Source organism: Streptomyces sp. NPDC101237 (assembly GCF_044767465.1).
Classification (GTDB): domain Bacteria; phylum Actinomycetota; class Actinomycetes; order Streptomycetales; family Streptomycetaceae; genus Streptomyces; species Streptomyces gramineus.
The window spans coordinates 164,466-178,524 of the sequence record NZ_JBIWNY010000011.1 but is presented as its reverse complement, the minus strand read 5'-3'; the positions used below and the strand labels follow the sequence as shown (position 1 = coordinate 178,524).

Genomic DNA, 14,059 nt, shown 5'->3' with positions numbered 1-14,059 from the left:
GCGCCCCGGATCGCGAATGGTGCACCAAGTACGTGGTCGCGTCCGTGACGTCCGCCGACCGTCCCGGCGGCGCGCCGGACCAGGTCACCGCCTACGACTACCTCCCCGCCGCCTGGCACTTCGACGAGGACGGTCTGACCGGGGAGACGTCCAGGACGTGGTCCCAGTGGTGGCGCTGCGGCCGTCAATCCGGTGGGACGGACGGCGAGTGGGAGGTGACCAAGGACATCGTGGAGCCGTGCTTGCAAGACGTCCTGGAGCCGCCGAGGACGAGCGGAGGCATGTGCCCGGGGTAACCGAATCGTCTCTTCTTCTCGCCCTCCCGCAGACGGTGCGGCCCTAACCCGCGCGAAGTTGTCCGTCTGCGCGGTGAAGTCGACGCGACCCGTGGAGACCTCCAGCTACGTGCCCCTGACCAGCCAGGGGACGGATGCGGCGAAGAAGATCGTCGGAAGGAAGCGGGGCATTCGCACCGACACCCTCGGACTCATCCTCGCCGTGACCGTCACCGCCGCCGGCCTGTCGGGGAACGCCCCGGGGATCCGCCTCCTCGACCAGGTGAAGGAGAAGTACCCGACCATCTCGGAGAGTTGGGTCGACACCTGGTTCAAGAACGCCGTCGTCGAGCACGGCACCCGCCTCGGAACCGACGTCGAAGTCGTCAGCAGAGACCCGGAGATCCGCGGTTTCCACGTCATGGAAAGGCGCTGGGTCGTCGAGCGGAGTATCGGTTGGATCATGATGCACCCCCGTCTCGCCCACGACTACGAGACCCTCACCGCCAGCTCCGAGGCCGTGATCCACATCACCTCGGTCGACCACCTCGCCAGGCGCATAACGGACGAGACGACACTCACCTGGCGAGGAACTTACTGCGGCGTCAAGGGTAATCTGCCCACTTCAAATGCCTTTTCATGACATGGGCGGGCCCGCGAGGCCATCAGTGTGCCGAGCCGCTGCCCCGAGCTGCGGTGACGGTGTAGCTGCCCGACCGGCTGACCGTCAGATATACGTAGCCTGTTGCGGCATGTCCGGCGGTGATGCCGGAGGTCGACGAGAATCTACCGTTGCGCCAGACCGTCCTGCCATCGACGGTGACGACCGTGCCGCCCGACCCCTGCGCCGGGACTGCGATCGTGCCGTGGGTGCCGTGGGGGACGGTGACGCTGAGGGTGAAGCGGCCGGCCGGCCCCCGGCGGGTCCAGTGGACGTCGACGTCACCATGCGGGGTGGGTACGCGTCCCTGTGACCACGAGAGGTCGCCCGGGTGGGGCTGGACAGTCCAGGTCGCGTATCCGGCGGTCGTGGGCCGGACCCCCAGGACGTACGCGGACAAAGCCGACGTGGGCGCGGTGGACCAGCCGTGTGACAGGCTCGCACCCGATCCGAGACCCGGCGTGCCGTCGGTGCTGGAGATGTTCTCCCACATGGTCCCGGTCTGATCCGGTCCCGGAGCGATCATGTGGCCCCATTCCGTGTCCAGCAGCTCCTCGGCATTCGCGGTGTCGTCGTTCTCCAACCGCGCCTGTAGTTCGAACCCACTGACGAAGGGGCTGATCAGTTCACGGTATCCGGTGTCCTTGGAGTAGGGCAGCGGGCCGTAGGGCGTGGTCCAGAGGTTGGTCTTGAGCTTGGCCAGGATCGTCTTGGACTGCGCGGGCGATGCGACCCCGTACAGGACGGCCGTGGCATTGGCGTCCTGAGCTGTTCCGGTGGTCTGGGTGTCGCTGATCTTGTACAGGCCCGTGTCGGGGTCGTAGAGGCGGGCATTGATGCGCTCCTTGAGCGCCGCGGCATCGGTGGAGTACTGCGCGGCCACCAACGGCCGGTCCGCTGCCGTGGCGAGGTCCGCGGCATCCAGAAGCGTCTTGTAGTACAGAACGTTGTAGGCGGAGACTTCCCCGCCCTTGTCACCGTCGTAGAAGTCCCAGTCGGCGCCGTCGACTCCTGCCTGGGTGGCGAACAGGCCGTTGGAGTCGATCTGGGTGGCGTTCCAGGCCAGCTCGCGCTGGACGACCGGCCACTCCTTGTCGACGAACGCCTTGTCGCCGGTGTAGAGGTAGTAGCTCGCCAGTGCGGTGACGAAGTACATGGAGTACGAGGCCGAGTACACGGTGGTGGTCCCGGGAATGGGCGGCCCGAGGTGCACCACGGCCGCGGGCGTGAGGGCTCCGGGCACGAAGCCACTGGAGAGCTGACGGCTGCCCAGGACGTTGAGGGACTGCTTGATGTACTCGGGTTTGTTCACTGAGTAGAAGTCGGTCAGACCCTCGGTGTTGATGTCTCCGGACCAGATCGCGCGGTCGCGCCTGGCGCCGTCGAGCACGGACGGCAGCGCGTTGGAGCCGGGCGGGGTGAAGCGTCCGATGGCCGAGCCCGCATTCAGGTCGTCCTCGAAGAGGGTCGCGCCCGAGCCGCTGGTGACCTTCAGGTCCTGGAACGAGGCTTCCTCGCCGTCGAACTCGCGAAAACCCACGGTCCCGTTGCGATGTGCGACGGCGTCCGAAGGCAGTGCCGAGGTGTCGACGGCCGCGATCTTCACGCTGTCGAGTGAGACGGTGATGCCGGTGCCGGAGACGGTGGTTGACACTGTGTGCCAGGTACCCGCGTCCAGGGCGGCCGGAAGCGGTACGGAGCCGAGGCTGGTGTAGGCGCCGGCGTGCACGTCGAACTCCTGCAGAGTGTTCGGTGTGCCGGTCGCGTCGACGCTGTCATTGAGGATGAACAGGTATCCGTCCTGGGCGCTTTGACCGCGGACGAACCATCCGGCTTGGTTGCGAAGGATCTTCGTTCGGAAGGTGCTCGTGTAGTCGGTCCACGTGGACCCCCGGTTCAGGATCCCCGCACCGTCGTTGATCTTCGATCCGACAGCGTCGAGCGCTCCGTCCCTTACCGACCAGCTTCCGGGTAGGGAGTGAGCTGGCGTCAGGTTGGTCTGGAGGGTGTAGGCGCCGGCGTACCAGAGCTTGTTGAGTTCGTCCGAGCTGGACGCGAAGCGTCCCTGGTATCCGGCGGCTTGAGTACGATCGGCGATGTAGTGGATGCTGGCGGCACTCAGTTTCAGGGTGCCGGGACTGCTCAGCGTGATCTGCTCGTACCGTTCGCCGCCTTGCACGAACCGGTTGGTGATTGGGCCGGCGGCCGAGACCTGGTAGGAGTCGGTGCGGGAGCTGTCGCCGTCGCCCCAGGGGGGTGAACCGTCACCGGAGGGGCTCATGTACTGGAGGCCCTCGCTGAAGGCCGCCTTGAGTGTTGGCGTGCCGGTCTCGGCGGAGACCGTGAAATACGGGATGCCGCCAACCTCCTTCCCGTAGTCGAGCAGGATGGTGGGGGTGTCGCCGCCGTCTGTAAACGTCAGCGTCGCGGATCCGGAACCGCCGCACACCAGGTTGCGAGCGCCCGTGACGTCGCCGGATGTGCTCACTGCGGCCACCGGACAGACGTCGGACCGCAACGGGGTTTCCACGTAGTGGCGCCAGTCGGCGCTGGGGGCCGCCGCGGCAGACACTGCCGATGGCTGCGCCAGCAACGCCATGACGAATGCAAGACCCAGTGTGACCGCTGCACCTGATGTCGTGCGCCCGCGGAGCCGTCGGCTCGGGGGATGAGTGCTCATGTGTGCTCCGAGGGTGTGAAGGGCCCCGGTTCAGTGCCCCCGCGCCGGAACGAAGCGTGAGGCAGCGTCAACCGGACAAGTCCCAGCGGACGCTCGCCCACCGGAATTGAAACGTTTCAGTGCGCTCTTGCGACAGGGAACTTATGTGGCAGAGCACGAGGAGGTCAACCCCTGTGCATGCCCGCTAGTGCTCTGACCGGGAAGGTTCGCCGGGCCGGCGGTCGTGACGGTTGGATGTGCGGTGACATCCGTCCGATCGTTGGGGGTGTGGTGGCTGAGCCTGTTCCTGTGCGGAGGTTGACCGACCAGGAGGGGCAGAAGCTGCACCAGATCGTGCGCCGCGGCAGCACCGGTTCGGTGCGCTACCGGCGGGCGATGATGCTGCTGGCGTCGGTCGGCGGGAACCGGGTCCCGGTGATCGCGCAGTTGGTGCAGGCCGACGAGGACACCGTCCGCGACGTGATTCATCGGTTCAACGAGATCGGCCTGGCCGCTCTGGACCCTCGGTGGGCGGGAGGCCGTCCCCGCCTTCTCAGTCCTGACGACGAGGCCTTCGTCATTCAGACGGCCACCACCCGCCCGACCAGGCTCGGCCAGCCCTTCACCCGCTGGTCCATCCGCAAGCTCGCCGCCTACCTGCGGAAAGTTCACGGACGTGTGATCCGGATCGGCCGCGAGGCGTTACGGTGCCTGCTCGCCCGTCGCGGTGTCACCTTCCAACGCACCAAGACGTGGAAGGAGTCGCCCGACCCCGAGCGGGACGCCAAGCTGTGTCGACGACTGCTGGGTGTCTGTGAGTCCCGGACGAACAAGGAACATGCCCGCTTCTAATGGATCTTCTGCTGCTCCAGCCACTTGAAGACCTCGGCCTTCTTGTACAGGACCTTGGCGTTCCTGCCTCGGCCGAGCTTGTAGCCCTTCAAGCCCAGTTTCGATGCCTCTCTATAGACCCAGCTCGTGAACATATTGAGCATCGCAGCGACCTCATAGGTGTCCATAAGGACGAGCTCGACGCTACGGCGCCTGCGTGACGAAGTCGATATCAGTGCGGGTCTCGTCGGGGTGCGACTGCGGTCCCACGGGCAAGATGGCTCCTTGAGGCCGGCCTGAGCCTGATCGCGGCAGCGGTTCGCGCTCTGCTCTGGTCGAATTCCAGACGTCCTTGACGCCCGCCGGCGCCACCGCCGAGAGTCACCGGGCGAGCCACAGTCATGGTCGTGAGAATCGCCGGTTTGGCGAGCCGGCGATCCACCGCTGTGTTGCCGCGCTGCTTCGGCCACTCAGATTCATGGAGCTGTGGGCGCCTCCTCCTTGAGGCGGGATACGAGGGGCCTGGGCCAGCTGACGCTTGGCGGCGCGTGGTCCGACTTCCGGTCGAGCGCCTTCGCTCCTGACTGCCGTCCTGACCGTCCGCGTGACGGTGATCACGGACGTCCTCCGGGGGGTGCTGCGTAGGCTTGGGCCGTCGCCACGGTCGGTCCGCGAGAGTGGGCGAAGCCCTCCTCCAGGCACCTGACGAGGCGTCAGGAAAGTCAGCAAGTGGTCAGCATGAGTCCTGGAAAACCTGGGAGCAGCTGCCCGAACATGCGACTCGTTGTAGGGTGTCAAACAGCCCTTGACCTGCAAAAACGCAGGCAGGGAGCCTATTTTGGGAGTACCCCGATGTTGCGTACAATGTTCAAGTCCAAGATCCACCGGGCCACCGTCACCCAGGCCGACCTGCACTACGTGGGATCGGTGACCATCGACGCCGACCTGCTCGACGCCGCCGACCTGCTTCCGGGGGAGCTGGTCCACATCGTCGACATCAGCAACGGCGCCCGGCTGGAGACGTACGTCATCGAGGGCGAACGGGGTTCCGGGGTCGTCGGGATCAACGGGGCGGCCGCCCATCTCGTCCACCCCGGCGACCTGGTGATCATCATCAGCTACGCTCAGGTCACCGACGCCGAGGCACGTACGCTTCGGCCGCGGGTCGTGCACGTGGACCACGACAACCGCGTCGTGGCGCTCGGCGCCGACCCGGCCGAGCCGGTACCCGGCTCGGACCAGGAGCGCAGCCCGCAGGCCGTGTCGGCCTGACCGGCGGACCAGGAGGGCGACATGAGCGACATCGAGATCCGCGACGACCGCGCGGCGGGCCGTCTGGAGGCGGTCGCCGACGGCGAAGTCGTCGGCCACGTCGAGTACTTCGTGCTGGAGTCGCCCTCCCGGGCCCTGGTGCCCGTGCACACCATCGTGGAACCGGAGCACGAGGGAAAGGGCATCGCCGGCTCCCTCGCCCGCGAGCTGTACGCCATCGCCGAGCGCGAGGGCACCCCGGTAGCCCCGCTCTGCCCCTACGTCGTCAGGTGGGCCGAACGCCACCCCGAGGTGGCGCCGAAGGCCGACCCCGAGCTGCTGCGCGCGGCGAAGGAGTGGCTGGTCGCCCATCCCGGACGCTTCTGAGGGACCAGTGACCCTCGCCCTCCTGCACACCTCCCCGCTGCACGTCCCCGTCTTCGACGCCCTGCGCGACGAGGATCACCCGGGCCTGGAACTGCGCCACCTGGTGGCGCCCGACCTCCTCGCCCGGGCCCGCGCGGAGGACCCCGAGGCGGTGGCACCGCAGGTCACGGCCGCTCTGGAGCGGGCGGCGGCGGACGGCGTACGGGCCGTGCTCTGCACCTGCTCTACGATCGGCGAGGTGGTAGAACGCGCCGCCGCCCGGGTCAGCGTCCCGGTGGTGCGGGGCGACCGTCCGATGGCGGCGGCCGCGGTGACGGCCGGGCCCCGCGTCGTGGTCCTCGCGACGGTCGAGAGCACCCTGGCTCCGACCCTGGCCCTGATCGAGGACGAGGCCCGGCGCGCGAACCGCCCGGTCCGCGTCCGCGCCCAGGTCGTGGCGGACGCCTGGACCCGTTTCGAGGCCGGGGACGTCGAGGGCTGCGCCCGCCTGGTGGCGGCCGCCGCGGACACCGTGACCGATGCCGACGTGATCGTCCTCGCCCAGGCCTCGATGACCTCGGCCCAACGGCTGACGACGACGTCCGTGCCGATCCTCTCCAGCCCGCGCCCCGGCCTCGCCGCCGCCGCGCGGGCGGCCGGGTGAGTGCACCGGTCCCGTCCGGGTACGCGAGGGGTGCACCCCAGTGGTGCAGTCGAACCACCGGCCGGAGGACGCCATGACGAACCCGCAGCCCACCCCCGTACCCCCCGAGCCCCAGCCTCCGGACCCCTACCCCAGCCCGGTCCCCACCCCCGAGCCACCCCCGGCCCCGGCCCCGGGCCCTGTCCCCACCCCGCCCGCACCGACCCCCACACCACCCCCGGACCCCACCCCCACCCCCCAACCGGGCCCACCCCTCACCTGACCCCCCGCCCGCCCAAGGGACCCGGGGAACTGCGCACCCCCCGACGAGCCCCCACCGGCAAACGCAGCCCGGCGGCCCCTCACCTGGGGCCGCGGGGAACTGCGCAGTCCCACCACCGGCCGGCACCCGCAATCGGACGTCGGTGGCGACTCACCTGGGGCCGCGGGGAACTGCGCGGTCCCACCACCGCCCGGCACCCGCAATCGGACGTCGGTGGCGACTCACCTGGGGGCGCGGGGAACTGCGCGGTCCCACCACCGGCCGGCACCCGCAATCGGACGTCGGTGGCGACTCACCTGGGGGCGCGGGGAACTGCGCGGTCCCACCACCGTCCCGCACCCGCAATCGCACGCCGGCGGCCACACACCAAGGGGCGCGGGGAACTGTGCAAACCCGCAGCTCACCCGCGCCCGAAGCGCAACCTCGGCCGAGACCGACCGCCTACGCCTACGCAGTGACCTCGCTACGGTCCCCGCCCCACAGCGTGTGGAACGCCCCCTCCCGGTCCACCCTCCGGTACGTGTGCGCCCCGAAGAAGTCCCGCTGCCCCTGCGTGAGCGCCGCCGGCAGCCGTTCCGCCCGCAGCGCGTCGTAGTACGCCAGCGCCGCCGAGAAGCCCGGCACCGCGACCCCCTCGCGCGTGGCGGCGATGACCACCTCGCGCCAGTCGTCCTGCGCCCCGGCGATCTCCCGCGCGAACGTCTCGTCGGACAGCAGGCTCGGCAGGTCCGCCCGCGCGTCGTACGCCGCCCGGATCCGGTCCAGGAACGCCGCCCGGATGATGCAGCCGCCCCGCCAGATCGAGGAGACCGCGCCGAGGTCGACGTTCCAGCCGTACTCGTCGCTGCCCGCCTGGATCTCGTGGAAGCCCTGGGTGTACGACACGATCTTCGACGCGTACAGCGCCTGCTCCACCCGGTCGGCGAACGCGGCCGCCTCCGCCTCGGGCAGCGGCGTCGGCTTCGGTCCCGCCAGCCCCTGGGAGGCCTCTCGCAGACCGGCGTGACCGGACAGCGAACGCGCGAAGACCGCCTCGGCGATCCCGGACACCGGTACACCCAGGTCCAGCGCGATCTGGACGGTCCAGCGGCCGGTGCCCTTCTGCTCGGCCTGGTCGACCACCACGTCCACGAACGGCTTGCCGGTGGCGGAGTCCACGTGCGCCAGCACCTCCGCCGTGATCTCGATCAGGTACGAGTCGAGCCGGCCCGTGTTCCAGGTCCTGAAGACGTCCGCGATCTGCGCGGGGGAGTACCCGGCGACGTCCCGCAGCAGCTGGTACGCCTCGCCGATGAGCTGCATGTCGGCGTACTCGATGCCGTTGTGGACCATCTTCACGAAGTGCCCGGCGCCGTCGGGACCGATGTGCGTCACACACGGCGCGCCGTCGGACGCCTTCGCCGAGATCTTCTCCAGCATCGGGCCCAGCGAGTCGTACGACTCCTTCGGGCCGCCCGGCATGATGCTCGGCCCGTGCAGCGCGCCCTCCTCACCGCCGGAGACGCCCATGCCGACGAAGTGGATGCCCTGTTCACGCAGCGCCTTCTCCCGGCGCCTGGTGTCCGCGAAGTGCGCGTTGCCACCGTCGATGATCATGTCGCCGGGCTCCAGGAGCGGGGCGAACTCCTCGATCACCGCGTCCGTCGGATCACCTGCCTTGACCATGATGACCAGCCGGCGGGGCCGCTCCAGGGCCGCCACGAACTCCTTGGCGGTCTCGGCCGCGATGAAGTCGCCCTCGTCCCCGAAGTTCTCCACCAGCTCGCGTGTCTTGGACACCGTGCGGTTGTGCAACGCCACCGTGTAGCCGTTGCGCGCGAAGTTCCGGGCGAGGTTGCGGCCCATGACCGCGAGACCCGTGACGCCGATCTGCGCCGAAGTGCTCATACCGCCTGCTCCTCAAAGATCAAGTCGATCCCGTAGAACGTGCAAGGGATGCTGCCGCCGCTCCTGCCCGCCAGTATCGCCCAAAGGCCATCCTGACTCGGCGTTCGACCGGCCGCACTTGCACATACGGATCACAGCCGCCGACGCCTCAGTCCTCTCGCGGCGCACTTCACCCGGGGGGCGTACGGTCCGCGGACTGACGGTGGATCAACTCGGGCGTGCCGTGCGCCGCTTCGCGCCGGGGCCGGTGCGCCGTCAGGTGTCGGAGGCGGCTGATTGCTGCCTTGTCATGGCCTGTTCGGGGCGCTTACTTTTGGCCTTCCTGACGCGCGTGGCGAGGGGGATCTCAGACATGGCCGAACGCGGCCGGCACCGCCGGTACCAGCCGAACAGGATCAACCGGGCCTCGCTCACGGTCACGGCGGGCGGTGCCGGACTGGCGCTTCCGCTGGCCGCGGCCGCGACCGCCGACGCGGCCTCCGTGTCCACCTGGGACAAGGTCGCCGCCTGCGAGTCCAGTGGCGACTGGGGCATCAACACCGGCAACGGCTACTACGGCGGGCTCCAGTTCACCCAGTCCACCTGGGAGGCCTACGGCGGCACCCGGTACGCGCCGCGCGCGGACCTCGCCACCAGGGACCAGCAGATTGCCGTGGCCGAGAAGGTCCTGGGCGGTCAGGGTCCGGGTGCCTGGCCCGTCTGCTCGGCCCAGGCCGGGCTCAGCCGCGGCGGTGCCACGCCCGAGGTGCACACCGAGAGCGCCGCCACCCGCCCCGCCAAGAGTTCGGTACGGGACGTACAGCCCCAGACCACACCGCAGTCCAGGGCCGGCAAGGCCGAGATGTACACCGTCGTGCACGGCGACACGCTCTCCGGGATCGCCGCCGAACAGGACGTCGCCGGCGGCTGGCACCGGCTGTACGCGGCCAACCGGACGACGGTCGGCCCCGACCCCGACCTGATCCTGCCCGGCCAGCGGCTGAGCCTGAGCGGCCCCGAGACCCGCTCGCCGGCGAAGAAGGCCCCCAAGAAGGCGGCCAAGCCGTCGCACACCAGGCCCGCGGCCACACCGGAGTCCAGGACGAAGAAGGCCGCCACCCACGGCGACCACGCCCTGGTCGCACCGGTCGACGCGCCGGTCGGTACGGCGTATCACGCCTCCGGTTCGCACTGGTCGAAGGGCTACCACACCGGCGTCGACTTCCTCGCGCCCACCGGCAGCACCGTGAAGGCGGTCGAGGCCGGCCACGTCGTCACGGCCGGGTGGGGCGGCTCGTACGGCTACCAGGTGGTCATACGGCACGCCGACGGCCGCTACACGCAGTACGGCCATCTTTCGGCCATCTCGGTGCGGGCGGGACAGGGCGTGTCCACGGGGCAGCGGATCGGCCGGTCGGGCTCAACCGGAAACGCCACGGGCCCGCATCTGCATTTCGAGGTGCGGACGGGGCCCGGTTTCGGCACGGACATCGACCCGGTCGCCTATCTCCGGGCCGGCGGCGTCAGGCTCTGACCCGGGTCAGGATCCGACCCGGATCCGGCGGCGGTCGGCTCCCGGCGCCGGAACGTGGCCGACGGCCGGGAGCACGAACTCGGCCAGGTCCGTCACCGACGCGGTGCGCTGCCGTGGCATGTCGACCAAGCCGCTTCCCTCCAGGCCCGCTTCCGCCCGGCCCGGACCGTCCGCCGCGAAGTCCGCTTCCACCAGATCCAGCGAAGCCCGGCCGTCCGCCGAGAAGTCGGGCTCTACCAGGTCCGGCGGCGCCTGACCCGCCGGCATGAGGTCGGCTTCCACCGACCCGGCGCCCGCGAGGCCGCCCTCGGCCAGGTCCGCCCGGGTCGCACCCGCCGTCGGCACAGCCGCTTCCGGCGGCAGCGCCTCCCCGGTCCGACCCACCGCCGTCCGACCCACCGCTGTCAGAGCCACCGCCGTCAGAGCCGCCTCCGGCAGCGCCGCCGCAGTGGGGACCGCTCCGATCGGGTCGTCCGGCGGCAGAGCCGCCGCCGGGACCACGGCCGGCGTCAGAGCCGCCTCCGGGACCCGCCCGGTCCGGTCGGTCCTCGCCGGACCGGCCTCGGCCAGGTCCACCAGCGCCTCGATCAGCGGCTCCTGCGCGGTCTCGGGTTCCGGTGTGGCGCCCGCGGGACGCGGGGTGCTCTCGATGCGTTCGGTCGTCAGCAGGATCAGACCGCCCATCGCGACGACACCGCAGGCCAGCGCCAGCACGGTCCCCGTCGTGCCGTAGCGGAACGACTCGTGGAACATCGTGATGCCGACCGCCGCGGCCAGCACCGGGTTGACCACCGTCAGCGTGGCCAGCGGCGCGGCGAGGCCGCCCCCGCGGTACGCCGCCTGGGAGATCGTGACACCGGCGACGGCGTACACGCCGATCACGGCCAGCCAGAGCAGGTCGGACACGGCGGCACCGCCGTCCCAGTCGATCGCCACGACCTTGGTGAACACCGAGGACATGCCGAACGCCGTGCCGGAGGCGACGGCGAGCAGCACGCTGCGCACCGCCGGGTGCCGGTGCGCGGCGCGGCCCGCGGTCATCAGCGCGACGATCGCCCCGCCGGTGACCACCGCGACCCCGGTGCGTCCGGCGGAGTCCAGGGTGTGGGAGTCGGAGGTGCCCACCAGGGACAGCAGTCCGGCCAGGCCGACCGTGGCCATGACCGCTCCGCGCCAGGCGGTCGACCCGGCCCGGCGTCCGACGAAGAGGGCCGCCATGGGCAGCGCGAACACGATGGTGAGCGCGCCCAGCGGCTGGACCAGGCTGAGCGGGCCGTAGGCCAGCGCCACCACGTGCAGCAGTCCGCCGAGACCGTTCAGCGCCATCGCGCCCCACCAGCTCGCGCGGCGCAGCGGCGCGTACCGCTCGCCGGGGGAGGTGACCGCCACCTGCTCCTGCACGATCGCTCCGCCGGCGTAGGCGACGGCGGACACGAAGGACAGCAGCACGGACAACGCGAGGGCACTCACGCGTGGCTCCTCTGCGTCTGACGGATCCGCAGGGCGGTCCCGCACGGTGAACGGTCGGCTTCCATGAGCAACACTCTGCCTGCCCGATCGCTTCCCGTCGTCGTACCTGAGCACCCCATGCCTCGTACTACCGATGGAGTAGGGGAGGTCTCCGATCATCCCCAGGGTGGGTGACGGAGGGTGGAGACCCGCGGCTCCCGGGTCCCGGCGGCCCTGGTACTACTGCTGTTCGTGGACCTGGACCCCGATCTCGCCGCGCTCCGCCCGCTCGGCGGCTTCTTCGTCCTGCGGACTCTCCGGCCCGCGGCGGGAGACCCGGCGGGGGTCCGGATCGACGGCCTGCCGCCTCTCGCGACAGCCTATGGAACGTCCCTGCCGGACGGCCACCGTGACGTCCTCACCTCCCGGGTGGAGACGGTGGCGGCCCGTCTGCGCACCGACGAGTTCCGCGTCGCCGCCTCCATCGCCCACCAGGGGCTGGCCGCCCGGCTCTGGTCGGCCGCCCTCGGCTGCGCCGCCCGCTACGGCCGCCTCCCCGACCTGGACGCCCGGCTGCTGCGCTGGGACGCCGGTGCCGCCGCCCCCGACGACCTCTGGCTGACGGAGGTCCGTGCGCTGCCCGGCAGCGCGGGGCCGGACAGGCTCGCGGAGGCCGTCGTGCACGGCCATCTCCAGCCGCTGGCCGAGACTTTGCGGGCCCGCTACGGCGTCGCCGTAGGCCTGCTGTGGGGCAACGCCGCCTCCGCGCTGGCCGGGGCCGCCCGCGAACTGGAGCGGTGGGCGCGGGCCGACGGCCGTACCGAGGACGTGGACCGGGTCCGCGCGCTCGGCGACGCGCTCCTCGCGCACCCGTCGCTGCGCTCCGCCGGGGTCCGTACCGGCCCTGGCTTCCGGCGGCGCAGCTGCTGCCTCTACTACCGGGTTCCGGGCGGCGGGATCTGCGGTGACTGTTGTTTCACACAACCACCGCGCTCTTCCCCGAGCGCCGCATCTGGGTGACCATGGAACAACCGGCCGTGGAGATCAGGGGGTTGCGGGTGCGAGTGGGACTGCTGACCCGGGAGTACCCTCCGGACGTCTACGGCGGCGCGGGTGTTCATGTGGAGTTCCTCGCCAGGGAGTTGCAGCCGCTGGTCGACCTGGAGGTGCACTGCTGGGGCGAGGGCCGCGGGGTCGGCGTCGTCCGGCACCGTCCCTGGTCCGCGCTGGACACCGCCAACGACGCGTTGCGCACCTTCTCGGTGGACCTCGCCATGGCCGCCGGTCTCGCGGGCCGCGACCTCGTGCACTCCCACACCTGGTACGCCAACCTCGCCGGGCACGTGGCCAAGCTCCTGCACGGCGTCCCGCACGTGGTGACGGCGCACTCCCTGGAGCCGCTGCGTCCCTGGAAGGCCGAGCAACTCGGCGGCGGCTACGCCCTGTCGAGCTGGGCCGAGCGCAGCGCCATCGAGGCCGCCGACGCGGTGATCGCCGTGTCCGGTGCGATGCGCACGGACATCCTCGACTGCTATCCCGCGCTGGACCCGGCGAAGGTCCACGTCGTGCACAACGGCATCGACACCTCCCTGTACCGGCCGGACCGCGGCACCGACGTGCTGGCCCGCACCGGCATCGACCCGGGCCGGCCCTACGTGCTGTTCGTCGGCCGCATCACCCGCCAGAAGGGTGTGCCCCATCTGCTGCGCGCGGTACGGGACATCGACCCGGCGGTGCAGGTGGTGCTGTGCGCGGGAGCGCCCGACACCCCGGAGATCGACCGGGAGTTCCGGGAGCTGTTCGAGGAGCTGCGCCGGGTCCGGGCGGGCGTGCACTGGATCCCGCAGATGCTGCCGCGCCCGGACGTCATCCAACTCCTGACCCACGCGGCGGTGTTCGCCTGTCCCTCGGTCTACGAGCCGCTCGGCATCGTCAACCTGGAGGCGATGGCCTGCGGGACGCCCGTGGTGGCGTCGCGGGTCGGCGGCATCCCGGAGGTCGTCGAGGACGGCCGGACGGGGCTGCTGGTCGACCTCGACGACGACTTCGAGGCGAACCTGGCCCGGGCGCTGGACGCCGTCGCGGGCGACCGGGAGACGGCCCGGCGGATGGGCGAGGCCGGACGGGAGCGTGCCGTCGGGGAGTTCGGCTGGGACGCGGTGGCACGGCGCACGGTCCGGCTCTATGAGGAGATCCTCAAGCAGTCGTAACTGGCAGGCCGCTTGTTCGACGCGATCCGGG

General features: G+C 70.7%; 9 protein-coding genes and 3 pseudogenes. 9 read left to right on the top strand and 3 right to left on the bottom strand.

From position 1 onward, the window contains the following. The first annotated feature begins 32 nt into the window (after window positions 1-32). Window positions 33-296, top strand: a complete 264-nt coding sequence (locus ACIRQ9_RS19180) for a hypothetical protein (protein ID WP_404174311.1) — start codon at window positions 33-35, stop codon at window positions 294-296. 31 nt (window positions 297-327) lie between these two features. Beyond that, window positions 328-918: pseudogene (locus ACIRQ9_RS19175) on the top strand (transposase); the annotation flags it as partial. Window positions 919-940: 22 nt separating this feature from the next. Here ACIRQ9_RS19175 and ACIRQ9_RS19170 read toward each other — a convergent pair. Then, complete coding sequence (locus tag ACIRQ9_RS19170) at window positions 941-3,424, bottom strand: alpha-L-rhamnosidase C-terminal domain-containing protein (protein ID WP_404174308.1); 2,484 nt, start codon at window positions 3,422-3,424, stop codon at window positions 941-943. 462 nt (window positions 3,425-3,886) lie between these two features. Between ACIRQ9_RS19170 and ACIRQ9_RS19165 the strand changes: the two are divergent. The 4 genes and pseudogenes from ACIRQ9_RS19165 to ACIRQ9_RS19150 all read left to right on the top strand — a co-directional run. Beyond that, window positions 3,887-4,393 (top strand): annotated as a pseudogene (locus ACIRQ9_RS19165) (transposase); the annotation flags it as partial. Window positions 4,394-5,278: 885 nt separating this feature from the next. Continuing rightward, window positions 5,279-5,698, top strand: coding sequence for an aspartate 1-decarboxylase (gene panD, locus ACIRQ9_RS19160; protein WP_351314095.1), 420 nt, complete (start codon window positions 5,279-5,281; stop codon window positions 5,696-5,698). 21 nt (window positions 5,699-5,719) lie between these two features. After that, window positions 5,720-6,064, top strand: coding sequence for a GNAT family N-acetyltransferase (locus ACIRQ9_RS19155; RefSeq protein ID WP_404174304.1), 345 nt, complete (start codon window positions 5,720-5,722; stop codon window positions 6,062-6,064). A 7-nt stretch (window positions 6,065-6,071) separates the two neighbouring features. Next, window positions 6,072-6,707 carry an aspartate/glutamate racemase family protein gene (locus tag ACIRQ9_RS19150; RefSeq protein WP_404174301.1) on the top strand — a complete coding sequence of 212 codons (636 nt, stop codon included), beginning with the start codon at window positions 6,072-6,074 and terminating at the stop codon, window positions 6,705-6,707. Window positions 6,708-7,416: 709 nt separating this feature from the next. Here the strand turns inward: ACIRQ9_RS19150 and gndA are convergent. After that, on the bottom strand, window positions 7,417-8,856 hold the full coding sequence (gene gndA, locus ACIRQ9_RS19145) for an NADP-dependent phosphogluconate dehydrogenase (protein WP_404174298.1): 1,440 nt from the start codon (window positions 8,854-8,856) through the stop codon (window positions 7,417-7,419). Window positions 8,857-9,208: 352 nt separating this feature from the next. Here gndA and ACIRQ9_RS19140 point away from each other — a divergent pair, with 352 nt between their 5' ends. Then, window positions 9,209-10,369 carry a transglycosylase family protein gene (locus ACIRQ9_RS19140; RefSeq protein WP_404174295.1) on the top strand — a complete coding sequence of 387 codons (1,161 nt, stop codon included), beginning with the start codon at window positions 9,209-9,211 and terminating at the stop codon, window positions 10,367-10,369. 309 nt (window positions 10,370-10,678) lie between these two features. Here the strand turns inward: ACIRQ9_RS19140 and ACIRQ9_RS19135 are convergent. Next, window positions 10,679-11,839, bottom strand: a pseudogene (locus tag ACIRQ9_RS19135) (DMT family transporter); the annotation flags it as partial. A gap of 231 nt (window positions 11,840-12,070) precedes the next feature. Here ACIRQ9_RS19135 and ACIRQ9_RS19130 point away from each other — a divergent pair. Together ACIRQ9_RS19130 and glgA are read left to right on the top strand one after the other, a co-directional pair. After that, the gene (locus ACIRQ9_RS19130) at window positions 12,071-12,838 is read left to right on the top strand and encodes a (2Fe-2S)-binding protein (RefSeq protein ID WP_404174526.1); all 768 of its coding nucleotides are present in this window, start codon (window positions 12,071-12,073) and stop codon (window positions 12,836-12,838) included. A gap of 38 nt (window positions 12,839-12,876) precedes the next feature. Beyond that, on the top strand, window positions 12,877-14,028 hold the full coding sequence (glgA, locus tag ACIRQ9_RS19125; protein ID WP_404174523.1) for a glycogen synthase: 1,152 nt from the start codon (window positions 12,877-12,879) through the stop codon (window positions 14,026-14,028). The last annotated feature ends 31 nt before the right edge of the window (window positions 14,029-14,059 follow it).